This is a genomic window from Rahnella laticis, from assembly GCF_015644585.1.
GTDB classification, from domain to species: domain Bacteria; phylum Pseudomonadota; class Gammaproteobacteria; order Enterobacterales; family Enterobacteriaceae; genus Rahnella; species Rahnella laticis.
In genome coordinates, this window is the sequence record NZ_JADOBI010000002.1 from 590,443 (window position 1) to 610,580 (window position 20,138).

The 20,138-nt window shown below is 53.6% G+C and carries 15 protein-coding genes; 8 read left to right on the top strand and 7 right to left on the bottom strand.

From position 1 onward, the window contains the following. Positions 1-9 precede the first annotated feature (9 nt). Both btsR and IV433_RS05880 read right to left on the bottom strand, forming a co-directional pair. Positions 10-729, bottom strand: a complete 720-nt coding sequence (btsR, locus tag IV433_RS05875) for a two-component system response regulator BtsR (RefSeq protein WP_195813422.1) — start codon at positions 727-729, stop codon at positions 10-12. Continuing rightward, the gene (locus IV433_RS05880; protein ID WP_195813423.1) at positions 723-2,411 is read right to left on the bottom strand and encodes a sensor histidine kinase; all 1,689 of its coding nucleotides are present in this window, start codon (positions 2,409-2,411) and stop codon (positions 723-725) included. The genes btsR and IV433_RS05880 overlap by 7 nt, the downstream gene beginning before the upstream one ends. 237 nt (positions 2,412-2,648) lie before the next feature. Here IV433_RS05880 and fbaB point away from each other — a divergent pair, with 237 nt between their 5' ends. From fbaB to IV433_RS05900, 4 genes are all read left to right on the top strand, one after another. Continuing rightward, entirely contained in the window at positions 2,649-3,698 is a 1,050-nt protein-coding gene (gene fbaB / locus IV433_RS05885; protein WP_195813424.1) for a class I fructose-bisphosphate aldolase, read from the top strand. Between the two features lie 108 nt (positions 3,699-3,806). Further along, positions 3,807-5,492, top strand: coding sequence for an Hsp70 family protein (locus IV433_RS05890; RefSeq protein ID WP_195813425.1), 1,686 nt, complete (start codon positions 3,807-3,809; stop codon positions 5,490-5,492). Positions 5,493-5,496: 4 nt separating this feature from the next. Beyond that, a complete protein-coding gene (locus IV433_RS05895) occupies positions 5,497-6,759 on the top strand; it encodes a hypothetical protein (RefSeq protein WP_195813426.1) in 1,263 nt (420 codons plus the stop codon). Beyond that, positions 6,756-8,078, top strand: a complete 1,323-nt coding sequence (locus tag IV433_RS05900) for a J domain-containing protein (RefSeq protein ID WP_195813427.1) — start codon at positions 6,756-6,758, stop codon at positions 8,076-8,078. The genes IV433_RS05895 and IV433_RS05900 overlap by 4 nt, the downstream gene beginning before the upstream one ends. Positions 8,079-8,115: 37 nt before the next feature. On the opposite strand, the gene amyA is transcribed toward IV433_RS05900, so the two are convergent. Then, positions 8,116-9,597, bottom strand: a complete 1,482-nt coding sequence (gene amyA / locus IV433_RS05905; protein ID WP_195813428.1) for an alpha-amylase — start codon at positions 9,595-9,597, stop codon at positions 8,116-8,118. Between the two features lie 122 nt (positions 9,598-9,719). After that, complete coding sequence (gene proP, locus IV433_RS05910) at positions 9,720-11,222, bottom strand: glycine betaine/L-proline transporter ProP (RefSeq protein ID WP_195813429.1); 1,503 nt, start codon at positions 11,220-11,222, stop codon at positions 9,720-9,722. Positions 11,223-11,515: 293 nt separating this feature from the next. On the opposite strand from proP, the gene IV433_RS05915 reads away from it, so the two are divergent. Then, on the top strand, positions 11,516-12,697 hold the full coding sequence (locus IV433_RS05915) for an oligogalacturonate lyase family protein (protein WP_195813430.1): 1,182 nt from the start codon (positions 11,516-11,518) through the stop codon (positions 12,695-12,697). A 6-nt stretch (positions 12,698-12,703) separates the two neighbouring features. After that, positions 12,704-13,024: a cupin domain-containing protein gene (locus tag IV433_RS05920; protein ID WP_195813431.1), complete on the top strand. Its 321-nt coding sequence runs from the start codon at positions 12,704-12,706 to the stop codon at positions 13,022-13,024. A gap of 73 nt (positions 13,025-13,097) precedes the next feature. Here IV433_RS05920 and IV433_RS05925 read toward each other — a convergent pair whose 3' ends face one another. The 3 genes from IV433_RS05925 to IV433_RS05935 form a co-directional block, all read right to left on the bottom strand. Next, on the bottom strand, positions 13,098-13,736 hold the full coding sequence (locus tag IV433_RS05925) for an RpiB/LacA/LacB family sugar-phosphate isomerase (RefSeq protein WP_101079130.1): 639 nt from the start codon (positions 13,734-13,736) through the stop codon (positions 13,098-13,100). A 58-nt stretch (positions 13,737-13,794) separates the two neighbouring features. Further along, on the bottom strand, positions 13,795-14,556 hold the full coding sequence (gene kduD / locus IV433_RS05930) for a 2-dehydro-3-deoxy-D-gluconate 5-dehydrogenase KduD (protein ID WP_152328057.1): 762 nt from the start codon (positions 14,554-14,556) through the stop codon (positions 13,795-13,797). Positions 14,557-14,956: 400 nt separating this feature from the next. Beyond that, complete coding sequence (locus IV433_RS05935) at positions 14,957-15,313, bottom strand: helix-turn-helix domain-containing protein (protein WP_095925761.1); 357 nt, start codon at positions 15,311-15,313, stop codon at positions 14,957-14,959. 411 nt (positions 15,314-15,724) lie between these two features. Between IV433_RS05935 and IV433_RS05940 the strand changes: the two genes are divergently transcribed. Then, positions 15,725-16,897, top strand: coding sequence for an efflux RND transporter periplasmic adaptor subunit (locus IV433_RS05940; protein ID WP_229893264.1), 1,173 nt, complete (start codon positions 15,725-15,727; stop codon positions 16,895-16,897). Positions 16,898-16,913: 16 nt separating this feature from the next. After that, positions 16,914-20,066 (top strand): multidrug efflux RND transporter permease subunit OqxB, encoded by a 3,153-nt coding sequence (oqxB, locus tag IV433_RS05945; RefSeq protein ID WP_195813433.1) that lies wholly within the window; start codon positions 16,914-16,916, stop codon positions 20,064-20,066. The last annotated feature ends 72 nt before the right edge of the window (positions 20,067-20,138 follow it).

Sequence of the window (20,138 nt, forward strand, 5' to 3'; positions counted from 1 at the left end):
CCCTGGCACTTAAAGCCCGACGGCTTCTTTCAGTGATTTGAGATAGCGGCGGCTGACCGGCACGGTCTGGCCGTCGCGCAATAACAGCTCCGCCTGATTGTTATCTTCCAGGCGGATCTCTTTCAGATAATCCATATTCACCAGATATTGCCGGTGACAACGTAACAACGGCGTGCGGCTTTCCAGCGTACGCAGCGTCAGTTCCGTAAACCCTTCCTTGCCGTCCTGGCTGGTCACGTAAACCCCGCTCATCCGGCTGCTGACAAACGCCACCTCTTCCATCTGTAACAGCCAGATCCGGCTGTGGCCGCTGCACGGAATGAATTTCAGCGACTGCTGGCTTTCCGGCAGTTGCGAGATTTCCTGCACCTGACGTTCCTGCCGCAACCGTGCCAGCGTTTTTTGTAAACGCAGCGGTTCAATGGGTTTCAGCAGGTAATCAAACGCACATTCTTCGAATGCCTGCACCGCGTATTCGTCAAACGCGGTGAGAAAAACAATGTGCGGACGATGCCGGTGATCGAGCATTCCGGCCATTTCCAGCCCGCTGATGCGCGGCATCTGAATGTCCAGAAACAGGACGTCCGGACGCAGTTTATGCACCGCGCCGATGGCTTCAATGGCGTTGGCGCATTCGCCGATAATTTCGATGTCGCCTTCGTTCTCAAGCAAGAGCCGCAGGTTTTCGCATGCCAGCGGTTCATCATCAACAATCATCACTCTTAACATGCGGGTTCCTCGATCGGCAGGCGCAACGTGACGCGGGTGAAAAGATCCGGTTCGCAGCTGACGGCGATCCCGTAGTCATCGCCAAAACGGGCGCGCAGGCGTTTATCCACCAGACTCATACCCAGCCCGTTGCTTTCGGTGCGCGGCTGATACAAACCGGCGTTGTCCTCGACCTCAACGACGACGTTTTGCCCGTCACGGCGGGCGCGGATAGTAATCACGCCGTTGCCGAGCAGCTGAGAGGTGCCGTGTTTAATGGCGTTTTCCACAATGGGTTGCAGGGTAAATGCAGGCAGATTCTGCGCCGAGAGCTGGTCCGGCACCTGAAGTTCGACGTTAAGCCGCGAGGGAAAGCGCGCCAGTTCGATTTGCAGATAGGCATTCACGTGCTCAATTTCGTTGGCCAGCGTGACGATTTCTGAAGGACGTTTGAGGTTTTTGCGAAAGAACGTCGAGAGATATTGCACCAGTTGCCCGGCTTTATCGCTGTCGTTGCGGATCACCGCCATCAGCGTGTTGAGCGCGTTAAACAGGAAATGCGGATTCACCTGCGCGTGCAGCAGTTTGATTTCCGACTGTGCGAGCAGCGCTTTCTGTTGCTCGTATTTTCCCGCCAGAATTTGCGCCGACAACAGCTGCGCAATGCCTTCGCCCAGCGTGCGGTTGATCGAACTGAACAGGCGGTTGCGCGCTTCATACAATTTGATGGTGCCGATCACCCGCTGATTTTCCCCCCGCAGCGGGATCACCAGTGTCGAACCCAGTTTGCAGTTCGGGTGCAGCGAGCAGCGGTAAGGCAGTTCATTGCCGTCGGCGTACACCACTTCGTCCTTTTCAATCGCCCGCCAGGTATAGGCGGAAGATATCGGTTTGCCGGGCAAATGGTGGTCATCGCCCACGCCGGTAAAGGCCAGCAGTTTTTCGCAATCGGTAATGGCGACGGCGCTGATATCCAGTTCCTGATGCAGAACCTGCGCCACTTTCATGCTGTTTTCTTCGTTGAACCCCTGCCGCAATATCCCTTCCGTCGAAGCCGCAACCCTCAGTGCAGTGGCGGAAAACGCTGACGTGTATTTTTCAAACATCGCGCGCTTATCCAGCAGGATGCGCATAAACATCGCCGCGCCCAGCGTGTTAGTCACCATCATCGGCGCGGCAATATTACTGACCAGATGCAGCGCGTCATGAAACGGCCGCGCAATCAGCAGGATGATCAGCATCTGCACCGTTTCAGCCACGAACGTAATTACGCCTGCGGTCAGCGGATTGAACAGCATATCGGTGCGTCCGCGGCGGATCAGAATGCTGTGCAGCAAACCGCCGAGCAGCCCTTCGGTAATGGTGGAAACCATGCAGCTGAGCGCCGTCATTCCGCCCATCGAATAACGGTGTAAACCCCCGGTCAGCCCGACCAGTCCGCCGACTACAGGGCCGCCCAGCAGGCCGCCCATTACCGCGCCAATCGCACGGGTGTTGGCAATGGAATCTTCAATGTGCAGGCCGAAATAGGTGCCCATAATGCAGAATACGGAGAAGGTGATGTAGCAAAGCAGCTTGTGAGGCAGCCGGACGGTGACCTGCATCAGCGGGATAAAAAGGCGGGTTTTACTCATCAGCCAGGCGATAACCAGAAACACACACATCTGCTGTAAAAGCAGTAAAACTAAATTGAACTCGTACATGCCCGACATCCGCAATCAGTGAAGCGCACACGATAGCGCGTTCAGCGAAACGTTTCTTTGGCACGCGCCAGAAAAACGAAATCGATTTATTAATTTTTTGTATGTGTGGCTTGCGTCAGTCCTCAGCATCTAATGTGCAAGTTGGCCGGAATCAAAACGTTAGTCTACTTTGTCTACTGTAAGGCAGGTTCATTCATCGCTCTGAACCCCTGTTCAGAGCCCGAGACGGAGTTCGTTATGACTGATATATCTAAGGTTTTAGGTAAAGAAGCCGATTCCCTGTTGCAACATCGTTGTTCCACCATTACTGCTGAGCAGCTTAATCTTCCGGGGGCTGATTTTGTCGATCGCGTCATGATTGATAATAACCGCTCGCCGCGCGTGCTGGCTGCGATGCAAAATTTGTATAACACCGGTCGTCTGTCGGGAACCGGTTATCTGTCGATTCTGCCTGTCGATCAGGGCGTCGAGCATTCCGCAGGCGCATCATTTGCGGCCAACCCGCTCTATTTTGACCCAAAGAATATTGTCGAACTGGCACTGGAAGCCGGTTGCAACTGTGTGGCCTCAACTTACGGCGTGCTGGCTTCCGTGTCCCGCCGCTATGCCCACAAAATCCCGTTCCTGGTCAAACTGAACCACAATGAAACGCTCAGTTATCCGACCCAGTACGATCAGACGCTCTACGCCAGCGTAGATCAGGCGTTTGATCTGGGCGCGCAGGCCGTCGGCGCAACCATTTATTTCGGTTCAGAACAATCCCGTCGTCAGATTGAGGAGATCTCCGCCGCGTTCGAGCGGGCGCATGAGCTGGGCATGGTCACGGTGTTGTGGGCGTATCTGCGCAATCCGGCATTTGTAAAAGACGGCGTGGATTATCACTCCAGCGCGGATTTGACCGGTCAGGCAAACCACCTTGCGGCCACCATTGGCGCAGATATCGTGAAGCAAAAGATGGCCGAAAATAACGGCGGCTACAACGCCGTGAAGTTTGGTTATACCGACGCACGCGTCTATTCCAAACTCACCACCGATCACCCTATCGATCTGGTGCGTTATCAGCTGGCGAACTGCTACATGGGGCGTGCCGGTTTGATTAACTCCGGCGGTGCGGCAGGCGAAAATGACATTCAGGAATCGGTGCGTACAGCGGTCATTAATAAACGTGCGGGCGGCATGGGGCTGATTCTGGGGCGTAAAGCTTTCAAGAAATCCATGCAAGAGGGCGTGGCGTTGATCAATGCGGTGCAGGATGTGTATCTGGATAAGAAAGTGACCATCGCGTAAGTCAGTCTACTAATTCCCTTAAGTATTCTGTAAATTTGGCCGATAGAGACGTTTCGCCGTCAGACACTTCTTTCGGCCATTCTCAGTTTATTTTCGGGAGTAATACGGATGTTGATAGGGATAGATTTAGGCACGTCAAACAGTGCTGTTTCCATCTGGCAGGACGGTCAGGCCGTTCTGATACCGAATGCCTACGGGCACAATCTCACGCCTTCGGTTATCGGGCTCGATGATAACGGGCACATTCTTGTCGGCGCACCCGCTCACGCCCGCCTGTTTACTCACCCCGGTTTAACCCTCTCCAGTTTTAAACGCTTCATGGGCACCGACCATAATTTCCGGCTCGGACATCAGTCTTTTCGTGCAGAAGAGCTTTCCGCCCTGCTGTTGCGCAGCCTGAAAGCCGACGCCGAGCAGCATTGCGGGTGTAAAGTCGAACGCGCCATCATTACCGTTCCCGCCTATTTCAATGACATTCAGCGTAAAGCCGTAAAAACTGCCGGTGAGCTGGCGGGTTTGCACGTTGAGCGCTTGCTGAACGAACCGACCGCCGCATCGCTGGCTTACGGGCTGGCGAATCAGCAGGAGCAGAAGTTTCTGGTGTTCGATCTGGGCGGCGGCACTTTTGATGTCTCGATCATCGATATGTTCGAAGGCGTCATAGAAGTGCGTGCCAGCAGCGGCGATGTGTTTCTCGGCGGCGATGATTTTACGCGCAGCCTGGTCAGCTGGATGCTGGCGCAATTTCCGCAACTCGATCAGGATGACACCGGTTTACACGGCCGGCTCGTCACATTAGCGGAGCGGGCCAAGCGCCAGCTGACGACGCAGGACAGTACGCCCGTCAGTTATCAGCATGAAGGCGAAACGCTGAACTGGACGATCACGACGGAGATCTTGGCGCAGTGTTGTGAAAGTGCGCTGGAACGGATGAAAAAGCCGGTGATACAGGCGCTGCGTGATGCGAAGTTTTCCGCCGATCAGGTGGACCACATTGTGCTGGTGGGCGGCGCGACGCGGATGCCACTGGTGCGTCAGGCTGTCGCGCGTTTGTTTGGCCGTTTCCCGCGCTGCGATCTACAGCCCGATGAAGCGGTTGCGCTGGGGGCGGGAATTCAGGCCGGGCTGGCGATGCAGGATCAGGCACTTGACGATATAGTGCTGACTGACGTGATGCCCTTCACGCTCGGTATTGAGATTGCGCGACGTAAAGGCGAAGGCTATGAGACGGGGCATTTTATGCCGCTGATCGAACGCAATAGCTTTGTGCCGGTGAGCCGTGTTGAATCCGTCCGCACAACGACCGACCAGCAAAAAATGCTCGAATTTTCGATTTACCAGGGCGAAGGCCGCCGCGTTTCCGACAATATTTTGCTCGGTTCATTATCGCTGGATATCCCGCCACGCCCTGCCGGTGAAATCACCGCCGACGTGCGTTTTACCTATACGCTCGACGGTATTCTGGAAGTGGAATGCAAAATCGATCATAGCGGTGAGATGCAAAAACTGGTGATCGAAAAATCCCCCGGCTCGCTCACGCCTGAACAAATTTCCGCCAGCCTGATGAAACTGGAAAACATCAAACAGCACCCGCGTGAGCAACTGGTTAACCGCCAGCTGATCGCCGAAGCCAATGCGTTTTACGAACAAAGTCTGGGTGAGCAACGTCAATATATCGCCGATCATCTTTACCGTTTCGAAAGCGTGCTGGACACGCAGGATGCCCGGCAAATCGCTGAAGCACGCAAGGAAATCGAGGGACTGATCGCGTATCTTCGCAAGGAATGGGAGTAAACGGATGAGCATCTGGTCAGTCTTAGACATCGAACCTACCGACGATCTGAGCATTATCAAGCGCGCTTACGCCCGTAAACTGAAAACAACGCGGCCAGATCAGGATCCGGAAGGCTATCAGCGGCTGAGGGAGGCGTTCGAGCAGGCGAAAACTATTCCAAATGTACGCAGTTTAAATGCTGCACAAGATCGTGCTTTTACAGAGTTGTCGAAGCCTGAATACAGTGCGCCGGTTTCGCAACAGCAGATCCTCAATCAGGTTTATGAAATTGTGACTTTGCTGCTTGCCGATGCCACCGCCGGTTTTGAAAGGCTGTACACCTGTTTGTCTGAAGGTCCTCTGGAAAATATTCACGCCCGTGAGATGTTCAACCATTTTCTGGCAGAGGAATTGGGTAAACGTGAAGGTGTTACCCGTTCAGTGCTGATCAACGTGGCCGCCATGATGGGATGGAAAATCGAAAATTTCAGACCTGAAGGGATTTCCGTGGATCAGTTATGGGCGATTTACACGCAGACTGAAAACACAGAGGCTTCACAATACTGGGATTCCCTCGTAAATGAATCTGAGAAGTCCATGCAGGAACATGAACGATTTCAGTTGCTGAGCGTTGAGGGCAAAAAACTGCCTTTCATGGCGAGGTTAATTCCGGGTTATGTCGGCCTGCTACGTAAGACCGTAGAAGAAATCAGCACGTACCATCCTGTATTGCTGGAGCGGGTTAATCCGCAGTTGCTCAAAACGTTATCCGGGCTACGTTTAGCTTTGGACTGGAGTACAGCTTTTTTTATCGTGTTCTGGGGAATGGTGATCGCTATTGGAATTCGCCATGACGAACATCCGCTGCGCGATGTGTCGATTATTATTTCCGTTCTACTTATCTGTACGTGGGGCAAAAGCGAGCTAAAGCGTAATTTCAGACATTCGCAAAACGTTGTGGCGATATTCGAAACTCTGCTTTCGCTGCTCATCTTTGCCGTGTTTGCAAAAATCTTCAGCGGCTTGTACGGGCAACTGCATTTCATGTACGACGACCCGGGACGTGGTCCGGCACTTTTTGGCATGCTTGCCGCTTTCGTACTTTTCCTCATATGGGCAATTTGTCCGCGATACTGGCGCTGGTACAACCTTATCAGCAATAGCCTGACCGCATTTGTCACATTTCCATGGCAGCAGGCAAAAAAATCTGGCGTGATATGGCGCATCGTCATTTGTGCTTTGATGTTATTCCTTTATTCGTGGCTAGTGACCTGGGCGGTGGCATGAACAACCCATACATCTGGTCAGTCTTAGACATCGAACCTACTGACGATCTGAGCGTTATCAAGCGCGCTTACGCCCGTAAACTGAAAACAACGCGGCCAGATCAGGATCCGGAAGGCTATCAGCGGCTGAGGGAGGCGTTCGAGCAGGCGAAAGCTTATGCGGAACGCCCTTCGCAGAGTGACGTTGTCACGGAAACTCTGAATGAATCCCCCTCTTTCGCTTTACGGATGCCGGTTCACATCGAGCCTTTAAAAGAGCTCGCGCCGGATATCGATGATGCGCTGGAACAGGAATTAGAGGCGTTAAGGCCGGTGACTGCAATCATCGATCTCATGATGGAAGATGAAACCGAAGGCCTGAACCTGCTCAAGTCCGTGCTATCCGGTGAGCTTTTGCAAAATCTGCGTCTGCGGGAAGTCTTCAGTCAGGAACTGGCCGCGCAGCTGAGTGAGCGCGAAGGTTTGTATTCGGCGCTGCTTATTCGCGTTTCAGAGATCATGGGCTGGGATATTGACCATTATCAGCCGGGTGGTATACCCGCGCATCGTCTGGCCGCGCTTTATCGTCAGATTGAAAATACGGGCGCGAAGTATTACCTGGCTCAGTTGCAAAATAAATATCAGAAATCCGCACTGGATCGGCAGCGGTTGAGGTTGCTTACCGTCGAAGGCGCTACGCTTGCGTGGTGGGCAAGGTGGATGCCTGATTTTCTGAAGCCGCTGTATGATGAACTCAGTTATATCAGGATGAATTTCCCTTCACTGTTGCCGAAAATAAACTCTCAACTGGTGAAAGCGCTCGATGAATCACGAACAGCCATGAGCTGGGGCGCGGTGTTTCTGACTGGTTTCTGGCTTTTACTGACATTGCTTGCGACACGCGAAGACCCTGACAAGTGGCGTGACCGGATCCTGTTGATCGCGATTATCGGCGTTTATACGCAGGGCTACAGTTTTCTGGAAAGAGTTCTGCGTTACCGGCCCTGGTGGCTGAAGGTTGCGGAAGGCGGACTTTCGCTGCTCGCCCTTCTGATTTTAGTGAAAATGCTGTTGGGCTTTTTCGACGCTTTCAAACCAGAATCTGGCCATCTTCAAATGCTGATAACCAATTACGGCGTAATGAGTGTTGTCGGTTTCTGTGTGCTCTGGATGATGGCGCCGAAGGCCTGGAAATGGTACCAGGTTCCTCTTAACGCCATGATTATTCTGGTGGTGTTCCCGTGGCAGCTGATGAAAAAATCTGAAGGGATTGTGGGCATTGTGTCATTTGTTTTGTTGCTGGCGATGTATGCCTTTTTGATTGCTTTGGGGATCCGCTGAAAAAATAACAGGCTGGCCTCTCCGCCAGCCTGACTTTTCACTCCGCCAGAACCCAGACGCTGACGCTGCCTGCTTCACAGAAGAACTGCGCCGCGCCATTTTCATCGGTTTCAATGATGTCTTCGCGGTGTTCCAGTAAATCGCGCCATTTCTTATGCGCGAAACCGTCGCCCAGTTCGATGGTCTTTTCTCCGCCTTCCCCGTTTGACATCACCACCACGCAGCCCGGATGCTCTTCGGTTCCGCTGCGGCTGAATGCAATACAGTTAGGGTGATCGAGATAATCGGTCTGAACGCCCCACGCGTATGTCTGGCGTGCTTTGATCAGCGTTTCCAGTTGCGGGATCGCAGGCAGTTCGATGGTGTAATTATTGCCGTCATCCCCTTCATCTTCGTAACTTGCGCCAATCAAATCCGGGTAAAACACAATTGGCACGCCCTGCTCACGCAGAAGGATTAACGCATAAGCCAGCGGTTTGAACCACGGCTCAACCGGCGCTTCCAGCGACTGTAGCGGCTGCGTGTCGTGGTTGGCGACCAGCGTGACCGCGTGTGACGCGTCGGCGGCGACCAGCGTGTTGTCAAAAATGGTGGTCAGATCGAAATCCGCGCCCTGCTTTGAGGCATGATGGAAGTTCAGCTGCAACGGCGCATCGAACAGCATCGTTTTGCCTTCCACCTGATGGATGTAATTTTGCAGTGTGGGCACATCGAACGACCAGTATTCTGCCACCAGATACATCGGCTGTTCGGATTCAGCCTGAATATGGTCAATCCATTCTTTATAGAACCAGGCCGGAATATGCTTGACCGCGTCCAGCCTGAACCCCGTGCAGCCGGTTTGTTCCATGATCCAGCGGCCCCAGTATTTGAGCTCTTCGCTGACCGCATTATTACGGAAATCAACGTTGGCGCCCATCAGGTAATCGTAATTCCCAAACTCGTCGTCGACCTGATCGTTCCAGCCGCCACCGGTGTAATCGTTGATGATTTTGAAAATGCCGTTTTCATCCGGGTTTTCAATGTGATCGACGCCACTGAAGCAGTGGAAATCCCAGACAAACTTGGAGTACTGCCCGTTTCGGGCGGCAAAGATGAATCGCGTCCAGGCATCGGCTTCGATGATGTCGTCGCTGATATCTTCACGGTCATCCATATTGACGCGGTTAACCTGCACGCGCTCTTTTTCGTCTGCGCCCATTTTATGGTTGAGCACTACATCGAGAATGACGCCAAGCTGATGGTGTTTCAGCGCCTGAACAGCAGCCAGAAATCCCTCTTTGTCGCCGTACTTGGTGGCGCGTGAGCCTTTCTGGTCAAACTCGCCCAAATCGAATAAGTCGTAAGTGTCATAACCCACTGAGTATCCGCCGGAACCGCCTTTATATGCCGGGGGAAGCCAGGCTGCTGTGATCCCGATTTCGGCCAGCCACGCGGCTTTTTCTGCAACCTCAGGCCACAATTTTCCGCCATCCGGGTAATACCAGTGGAAGAACTGAAACAACGTAGGATTCTGCATACAGGATTTCCATTAAGATGACCGGGAAATGAAGTATGGAGCAGGAATAGAGAACTGCGAGGTAAAGGACAAAAAAAAGCCGGTCAGGAGGTGACCGGCTTGTGTTTTGCATCAGCGCTGAATCAGTTGATTTCAGGGTGCTGCGCGATCAGGTTCTTTCTTTTTGCTTCGAGTTCAGCAATCTGCGCATCAATATCTTCAATTTTATGTTCGATATTGTCGTGATGCTCCTGAAGGATTTCACGGGCTTCTGCGCGGTCAGACGCGGCTGGCGTCGCGCCTTTCAGCGGACGGTTCGCGGTTTCTTTCATGAAGATACCGGTCACCAGGCCAATGACGGAAATGACCATCAGATAGTACGCAGGCATGTACAGGTTGTTGGTCGCTTCCACCAGCCACGCCACGATGGTTGGTGTCAGGCCGGCAATCAGCACGGAGACGTTAAACGCAATGGCCAGCGCGCTGTAACGGATGTGCGTCGGGAACATCGCCGGTAAGGTGGACGCCATCACGCCGATGAAGCAGTTCAGCAGCACAGCCAGAATCAGTAACCCGAGGAAAATCAGGCCGATCACATCACTGTTAATCAGAATGAAGCACGGAATTGCCAGAATGAACAAGCCGATGCTGCCGATAATGACGAAGGGTTTGCGCCCGAAACGGTCGCTCAGCATCCCCATAAACGGCTGCACAAACAGCATACCGACCATGATGGCGATGATAATCAACACGCCGTGATCTTCAGAATAATGCAGGCTGTGAGACAGGTAACTTGGCATGTACGTCAGCAACATGTAGTAGGTGACGTTGGTGGCGATCACCATGCCGACGCAGATAATCAGCGGTTTCCACTGTTTGGTCAGGATTTCGCGGAAAGAGACTTTCGGCGGCTCGGCAATATCTTTGCGTGAGTCGCTGTCGATTTTATCCACGTGCTGCTGGAATGTCGGGGTTTCTTCCAGCGCATGGCGAAGGTAAATCCCGATCAGACCCAGCGGTGCGGCGATGAAGAACGGAATACGCCAGCCCCACTCGAGGAAGTTCGCGTCACCGACAATGCTGGAAATCAGCACCACGACGCCCGCACCCAGAATAAACCCGGCGATGGAACCGAAATCAAGCCAGCTGCCGAGGAAGCCACGTTTTCTGTCCGGAGAATATTCAGCAACAAAAATCGCCGCACCGGTGTATTCACCGCCTACGGAGAAGCCTTGCGCCAGTTTCGCCAGTAATAACAGGATCGGCGCCCAGATGCCGATAGTGGCATAGCCGGGTATCAGACCGATACAGAAGGTACTGACGGACATGATGATAATGGTGACGGATAACACTTTCTGGCGGCCAAATTTGTCGCCCAGTGCGCCGAAGAACAGACCGCCCAGAGGTCTGACGAGGAAGGGAACCGAGAAGGTTGCCAGTGCTGCAATCATCTGAATGCCGGGATCGGCACCCGGGAAAAACACCTGACCTAAAGCGAAGGCCACAAAGCCATACACACCGAAGTCAAACCATTCCATCGCGTTGCCCAGCGCGGCGGCGGTAATAGCTTTCTTCAGTTTTTTGTCGTCAATGATAGTAATGTCATTGATTTGCATAGGTTTAACACGTTTTCTTCTTAATCTCATCTTTTACATCCCTTTTCTAAAATACTCCACTGTGTAAGCGTGAGATATTTTTGTTCGTACCCTTTAACTATTTCAGGTATCAATAATTTTTCAGCAAGCCCTATCATTATAGAATGGTTTTCGGCAGAGGCAAAAGGCGGCCATTTTGTGATCAGCTTTACACTTTTGTTTTCCCCTGCCCCTGTTGCATCGCGTCAAGTGGTAATGTGTTTTCAAATTAATGAAACTGCATTTTAATTAATGAAAAGGAAGCCAGAATAGCGGCTAATTTCATGCTACTGATGGGGTGAATCATGGCTAAAGGTTCTCAGATTCAATTCAATTTCCACACCGTTCAGGATCCTCAGACCGGTGCCCGTGTGACGCGTTTAACGCCTCCCGACGTTCTGTGTCATCGCAATTATTTCTATCAAAAGTGTTTTACGCGTGATGGCAATAAGCTGCTTTTCGCCGGGGAGTTCGACGGTAACCGCAACTATTATCTTCTGGATCTCACCACGCAAAAAGCGGTTCAGCTGACCGAAGGCGCAGGCGATAACACGTTCGGTGGTTTTCTTTCACCCGACGATCAGTCGCTTTACTACGTGAAGAATGAGCGCAGCCTGCAATGCGTCACGCTGAAAGATTTCAGTGAACGTACCGTGTATCAGGTACCTGAAGAATGGGTCGGGTACGGAACGTGGGTGGCAAACAGTGAATGTACCCGTCTGGTCGGTATCGAAATCAGTCGCAAGGACTGGACGCCGCTCACCGACTGGACGATTTTCCAGACGTTTTATCACAGCAACCCGCACTGCCGTCTGCTGGGCGTCGATTTGCTCAGCGGAAAATCCCGTGTGATCCACGAGAAAAATGAGTGGCTTGGCCATCCGATTTATCGTCCGTTTGATGACAATACCGTCGCATTCTGCCACGAAGGCCCGCACGATCTGGTCGATGCGCGCATGTGGCTGGTAAACGAAGATGGCAGCAACGTGCGCAAGGTGAAAGAACATGCGCCAGGCGAAAGCTGCACTCATGAATTCTGGGTGCCGGACGGATCAGCACTGATGTACGTGTCCTACCTGAAAGGCCAGCACGATCGCCATATCCGGCGCTTTGATCCGCAAACCGGGGAAGACGTTTCACTGATGACGATGCCTGCCTGTTCACATCTGATGAGTAATGAAAACGGATCATTGCTGGTGGGCGACGGATCCGGCACGCCGGTGGATGTGCAGGATACCGCCAGCCATACAATTGATAACGATCCGTGGCTGTACATTTTTGATGCCGAATCCCGCCGGTACGCACCGCTTGCAGCACATAACAGTTCCTGGCGCGTGCTCGATGGCGATCGTCAGGTGACGCATCCGCACCCTTCTTTCTCGCCGGACGATCGTCATGTGCTGTTCACTACCGATCACGAAGGGCTTCCGGCGCTGTATCTGGCCGAAATCCCGGCAGGCCTGCTCAGTTCATTACGCGAGGACTAAACGACGATGTTTATTTATAAGAAAGATATTCCACTTCAGGATCTGGGCGACGGTGTAGGTCGTCGCGTTCTGGCGCATGGCGGCACGATGATGGCGGTGGAAGTCTCATTTGAAACGGGGGCTATCGGCCCGATGCATAATCATGTGCATGAACAACTGACGTATGTGCTGTCTGGGCGTTTTAGATTCACCATCGGCGAGGAAACGCACGAGGTTTCAGCAGGCGATACGCTGTATAAAAAACCGTACATAATGCACGGCTGCGTATGCCTGGAAAAAGGCGTGTTGCTTGATACGTTTACGCCGCAGCGCCAGGATTTCCTTTAACCCGTCATCTTTGCCCATTAAAAAACCGGTACTCACTGAGTACCGGTTTTTTATCGCCTGGAAGAAACTGAAATTACGCGAGGATTTCACGTACGAAGTTTTCGATCTCTTTGTTCTGGCAGTTTTCGAAGAAACATTTCTGGAAACGTTCGCCGGTGACAGCAGTTTTCACCAGTTCCGGATCAATGGCGCGCAATGTGTCGAGATAGTTTTCTTTCACGACGGCCGCTTTCACCTGATTCAGGATCCCCGCGTTGCGAACCTGCGGCTCTTTACGGTCTGCCGGATAACCCTGGCCTTTCACGCCGGTGAAGGCTTTTTCGAAGATGAAACGAACGTTAAGCTCTGCGCCCCAGCCAAACCCTTTGGCAAATGGCAGGGACAGCGCGTTACCGTTATTGATCTGCGCGAACAGGAAAGCATCCGCCGGATCGATACAATAACCACAGTTTACGCCCGGATGGATGTTCAGGGACATCAGCGCGCCCTGCCCGGTGCCGCAGCCTGCGACCACAAAATCGACGGCTTTGGAATTCAGTAAAATGCTGGCCATGATGCCCAGATGGATGTAGGTGAGGTGATGATCCTGTTCGTCAGACATGCCGACGTTGTAGACCGGATACTCTTTTTCAGACGCCACGGCGTTCAGTTCTTTCAAAATGATCGCGTTTTTAGCAGCCTGACTGTTTTCCATCATCAATGCAATTTTCATGAGATTTCCTCGTTGTGGCAGCGGATTTCTCCGCTGCGCAAGTTGAATTGTGGCGGGATTAACGCGCCAGCCAGCCGCCATCGACGGCAATTGTGTAGCCATTAATATAGTCAGAAGCCGGAGACGACAGGAAAACGACCGGCCCCATCAGGTCAGACGGTAAACCCCAGCGCCCGGCCGGAATGCGGCCCAGAATTTCTTCGCTGCGCGCTTCGTCGGCACGAAGTTGCTGGGTGTTGTTGGTTGCCATATACCCCGGCGCGATGGCGTTCACGTTGATATTGTGTTTCGCCCATTCGTTCGCCAGCAGACGGGTCACGCCCATCACGGCACTTTTTGACGCGGTATAAGAAGGCACACGGATACCGCCCTGATAGGAAAGCATCGACGCGATGTTAATGATTTTCCCGCCAGTACCCTGCGCGATGAACTGTTTCGCGACGGCCTGAGACATGAAGAAGACGGATTTGATGTTCAGGTTCATGACGTCATCCCAGTTCTTTTCGCTGAACTCGATGGCGTCTTCACGACGGATAATCCCGGCGTTGTTGACCAGAATATCCAGATGCCCCATTTCCGCGACCGCACGTTCGAGCAGCGCCGGGATCACTTTGGTATCGCTCAGATCGGCGGTCAGGCTCAGGAAGCGACGGCCGGTGGCGCCCACGCGTTCGATGGTTTCCGTCGGTTCAACAATGTTGATCCCCACGATGTCGCAGCCCGCTTCTGCCAGACCTACGGCCATACCCTGACCCAATCCGGTGTCACAGCCGGTGACAACAGCCACTTTTCCCTGCAAAGAGAAATTATCCAGAATCATGATGTTTCCTTTTTTCATAAAACGGAGGCGAATACGCGATTCCGTCGGACGTCTTGAATGATGTCGGGCACGGCCCGGCGCCGAAGTAATGGAGCGAGTTTAGCGACAAAATTCGCACAACTCAACAAATTGAAACATCATTTCAATTTATGTGAACTTTGATGTTGTTTTTTGTTGGGTTGATCACGTCCTGACTATTGCAGGCACAGGAGAAGGCAGGCAGATGCCCGAAACGGGTGAAGGAAACAGTGAAAAATGCGCAGTAAAAAGCGTACCGGATCGGTCAGCGTGGGGTTTGAAAGGGATTGGAATAAAATATGGGGAAGAAAATTCACTGCCCGACGAAAGCCGGGCCAGTGGTACACGCCGTCTCAGGGAGAAGAGAAAGCGGAGAGGAAACTCAGTGCAGGCAGCCCTGACATTCCGTTGCCAGGCTCAGGCCACGGCGCCAGTCGCCCGGCGTTTGTCCGAACTGGCGTTTGAAACTGCGGGTAAACGACTGCTGCGAATCAAAGCCCAGCGAAATCGCCACGCTGACGATAGGTTCGCCACTGCTGGCCAGCATATCGGCAGACTTCTTCAGTTTTTTCTCACGAATGTACTCACCCATCGGCAAACCGGTGTGTTCTTTAAACATCCGTTGCAGATACCAGCGTGAATACCCTGCCCGCTTGGCGACGGTTTTAATATCCAGACGCTCTTCCAGGTTGTGATCGATCCAGTCGATCAGGTCGTGAATGAAATCCTCGGTTCTCATGGACTTTCTCTCCGGCTTTTTTATTGTTCGGCGCCCCCCGGGGCAGCTCGTCTTTTTATAAAGTGACGCAGTTTCGACTTAAATGCAAGTTTTACTATTGCATTTAATTTCTCGTTACGGGATAGTCCACTTCCCCGAAGTAAACGTTCTGTAAAATAGCACAGAAAGTGTAACAGTATTTCTTGCACTTTAGTAGCGGCGTCCCTACAATCCCCTCGAACTAACTGTATCAGACATTGATACATAATTGTGCTGATGAACGGTACAAGCCCCAAAAAAGTCAGATCAGGCAAAGGACGTTACCCGGAGGACAGGCCGGTGTATTGCCTGGCAGCACTTACTTCACTGGAAATAAAAATAATGATGAACCTGCAAAAATCACAGGTTAATGCACGCGGCCGTTCCGGCGGCATGCCTTTGACGTTGCGTCTTTCCGGGATTGCGCTGGTTGTTGCCCTGCTTGCCGGGTGCGATAACAGCGTGGCGCAAAACGCCGCTCCGCCTGCCCCGCAGGTCAGCGCGGCAGATGTTTTAATCAGGCAAATCAGCGAATGGGATGCCTTTAATGGCCGCGTCGAGGCGGTTCAGAGCGTTCAGCTCCGTCCGCGCGTGTCGGGTTACATCGACAAAGTGAATTATCAGGAAGGACAGGAAGTCAAAAAAGGTCAGGTGTTATTCACCATCGATGACCGGACTTATCGCGCTGCGCAGGAACAGGCGCAGGCCGAACTGGTCCGCGCCCGCAATCAGGCCGGTCTGGCCCGAAGCGAATCCGCACGCACCGAAGCGCTGATCGGTACGCAGGCAGTTTCCAAAGAAATCGCTGAGCAACGCCGTTCTGCCGCGTCGCAGGCGCAGTCAGATGTTCTGGCCGCGCAGGCGCAGCTGGACATGGCGCAGCTCAATCTTGATTTTACCCGCGTAACCTCGCCGATTGACGGACGCGCCAGCCGCGCCATGATCACCATCGGTAATCTGGTGACAGCCGGTGATACCGCGAGCGTACTGACGACGCTGGTTTCCCTCGATACCGTGTATGTCTATTTTGACGTTGATGAAGGCACGTTCCTGCGTTACCAGGCGATGGCGCGTGACGGCCAGCGCAGCGATAACCCGCAAAACCGCCTGCCGGTTCATGTTGGTCTGGTTGGCGAAAATGGCTATCCCCATCAGGGCGTGGTCGATTTCACCGATAACCAGCTCAATTCTGGCACCGGCACTATCCGTATGCGCGCCCTGCTTGATAACCGCGACCGCACGTTTACGCCGGGACTGTTTGCCCGCGTACAACTGCCGGGCAGCGCGCAGTTCAACGCCATGCTGGTGGACGATAAAGCCGTGCTGACCGATCAGGATCGCAAGTTTGTCTACGTGGTGGATAAAGACGGCAAAGCGCAGCGTCGTGATGTGGAACTCGGGCGGATGTCCGGCGGCCTTCGCATCATTCAGAAAGGCCTTGAAGCCGGTGATCGCGTGATTATCGACGGCGTGCAAAAAGTCTTTATGCCGGGAATGCCGGTAAACGCGAAAACCGTCGCCATGGCGGCCAACAGCGTTACGCCTACTCCCGCCGCAGTTCAATAAAAGAGAATCCTGACTCATGGACTTTTCCCGCTTTTTCATCGACCGGCCAATATTTGCGGCTGTTTTGTCGATTTTAATTCTGGTCACCGGGGCGATTGCCATTCCCCTGTTGCCGGTCAGCGAATACCCGAATGTGGTGCCGCCGAGTGTGCAGGTTCGCGCTGAGTATCCGGGCGCTAACCCGAAAGTGATTGCCGAAACCGTGGCGACGCCGCTGGAAGAAGCCATCAACGGCGTTGAAAACATGGTGTACATGAAATCGGTTGCCGGTTCAGACGGCGTGCTGGTGACGACCGTGACCTTCCGTCCGGGCACCGATCCGGATCAGGCGCAGGTTCAGGTGCAAAACCGCGTGGCGCAGGCTGAAGCGCGCTTACCGGAAGATGTGCGCCGTCAGGGCGTGACTACACAGAAGCAGTCACCGACGTTAACGCTGGTGGTGCATCTGGTGTCGCCGAACGGTAAATATGACTCGTTATATCTGAGTAACTACGCCACGCTGAAGGTGAAAGATGAGCTGGCGCGCCTGCCGGGTGTCGGTCAGATTCAGATTTTCGGCGCGGGTGAATACGCGATGCGCGTGTGGCTCGATCCGAATAAAGTTGCGGCGCGTGGTCTGACGGCATCTGACGTCGTGAAAGCGATGCAGGAGCAAAACGTGCAGGTTTCTGCCGGTCAGCTGGGCGCAGAACCGATGCCGAAAGACAGCGATTATTTGCTGTCTATTAACGCGCAGGGGCGTCTGAAAGATGAAGACGAATTCGGCAAAATCATCCTGAAAAGTGGTGACAATGGCGAAATCGTCCGTCTTCGTGACGTCGCACGTATCGAAATGGGTTCCGGCAGTTACGCCCTGCGCTCGCAGCTCAATAATAAAGATGCGGTCGGGATTGGTATCTTCCAGTCGCCGGGCGCGAATGCGATTGATTTGTCCGACGCCGTGCGTGCAAAAATGGCCGAGCTGTCGACGCGTTTCCCGGAAGGTATGACCTGGCGCGCGCCGTATGACCCGACCGTGTTTGTCCGTGATTCCATCAGCGCCGTGGTTCATACGCTGCTGGAAGCTGTAGTCCTGGTCGTGCTGGTGGTGATTCTGTTCCTGCAAACCTGGCGTGCGTCGATCATTCCGTTGCTGGCCGTACCGATTTCCGTGATCGGGACATTCAGCATTTTGTATCTGCTCGGCTTCTCGCTTAACACGCTCAGTCTGTTCGGGCTGGTTCTGGCGATCGGGATAGTGGTCGACGATGCCATCGTGGTGGTGGAAAACGTCGAACGTAATATTGAGGAAGGTTTAGCGCCACGCGAGGCCGCGCATCAGGCTATGCGGGAAGTTTCCGGGCCGATTGTGGCGATTGCGCTGGTGCTGTGTGCGGTGTTCGTGCCGATGGCTTTCCTTTCCGGCGTGACCGGCCAGTTCTACAAACAGTTTGCGGTGACGATTGCGATTTCTACCGTGATCTCTGCCATCAACTCACTGACGCTTTCCCCTGCTCTGGCGGCGTTGTTGCTCAAAGCGCACGGCGCGCCGAAGGATATGCCCTCGCGGCTGATTGACCGGTTATTTGGCTGGATCTTCCGGCCGTTCAACCGCTTCTTCAACGCCAGTTCGCATAAGTATCAGAATGCGGTATCAAAGACGCTGGGTCGCCGCGGCGCGGTATTTGGTGTTTACGTTCTGCTGCTTTGCGCCGCCGCATTTATGTTTAAAGCGGTGCCCGGCGGGTTTATTCCGACGCAGGACAAACTGTATCTGATTGCCGGTGTGAAAATGCCGGAAGGATCTTCACTCTCGCGCACTGATGCGGTGATCCGCAAAATCAGCGCTATGGGCCTGAGCACGGACGGCGTGATTGACGCGGTGGCCTTCCCCGGCCTGAATGCGCTGCAATTTACCAATACGCCAAACACCGGGACGGTATTTTTCGCCCTGAAACCGCTGAGCGAACGTACCCGTACGGCGGCGCAGATTAACGCGGAAATCAACGCCAAAATCTCGCAGATACAGGAAGGGTTTGCCTTCTCAATTATGCCACCGCCGATCCTCGGCTTAGGTCAGGGGTCGGGTTATTCGCTTTACGTGCAGGATCGCGCGGGGCTGGGTTACGGTGCGTTGCAAACGGCGATCAATACGATGTCCGGTGCCATCATGCAAACGCCGGGAATGGGCTACCCGATTTCCTCTTATCAGGCCAACGTGCCGCAGCTTGATGCGCATATCGACCGCGATAAAGCCAAGGCTCAGGGCGTTTCACTGGATGAGTTATTCAGTACGCTACAGGTTTATCTCGGTTCGTCGTACATCAATGACTTCAACCGTTTTGGCCGTACCTGGAAAGTGATGGCGCAGGCCGATGGCCAGTTCCGTGACAGCGTGGAAGATATCGGTAACCTGCGTACCCGTAACGACAAAGGTGAGATGGTGCCGATTGGCAGCATGCTCAATATCACTACCACCTACGGGCCTGACCCGGTGATCCGTTATAACGGTTACCCGGCGGCTGATCTGATTGGCGATGCTGACCCGCGCATTCTCTCTTCGGCGCAGGCAATGACCGAGCTGACCGCAATGTCGAAAAATCTGCTGCCAAACGGCATGAATATCGAATGGACGGATCTGAGTTACCAGCAATCTACACAGGGCAATGCGGCGCTGATCGTCTTCCCGATGTCTGTACTGCTGGCGTTCCTGGTGCTCGCCGCATTGTACGAAAGCTGGACGCTGCCGCTTGCGGTGATCCTGATTGTGCCAATGACGATGCTTTCCGCGCTGTTTGGCGTCTGGCTTACCGGCGGCGATAACAACGTCTTCGTACAGGTCGGGCTGGTGGTTCTGATGGGGCTGGCCTGTAAGAACGCCATCCTGATTGTCGAGTTTGCCCGCGAACTGGAAATTCAGGGCAAAGGGATTATCGAGTCCGCGCTCGAAGCGTGCCGCCTGCGTCTGCGCCCTATAGTCATGACGTCGATTGCGTTCATTGCGGGGACCATTCCGCTGATACTCGGCCACGGTGCCGGTGCGGAAGTGCGCGGCGTGACCGGTATTACCGTCTTCTCCGGCATGTTAGGCGTGACGCTGTTCGGACTGTTCCTGACGCCAGTGTTTTACGTCGCACTGCGCAAGCTTGTTACACGTAAGAAAGTTGTTTTGGAAACGCAGACGGTCTGATATCACTGCACAAAATCCAGACAGCAAAAAGCCGGGAAATCTCCCGGCTTTTTTATGTTTGAAATTCACGCT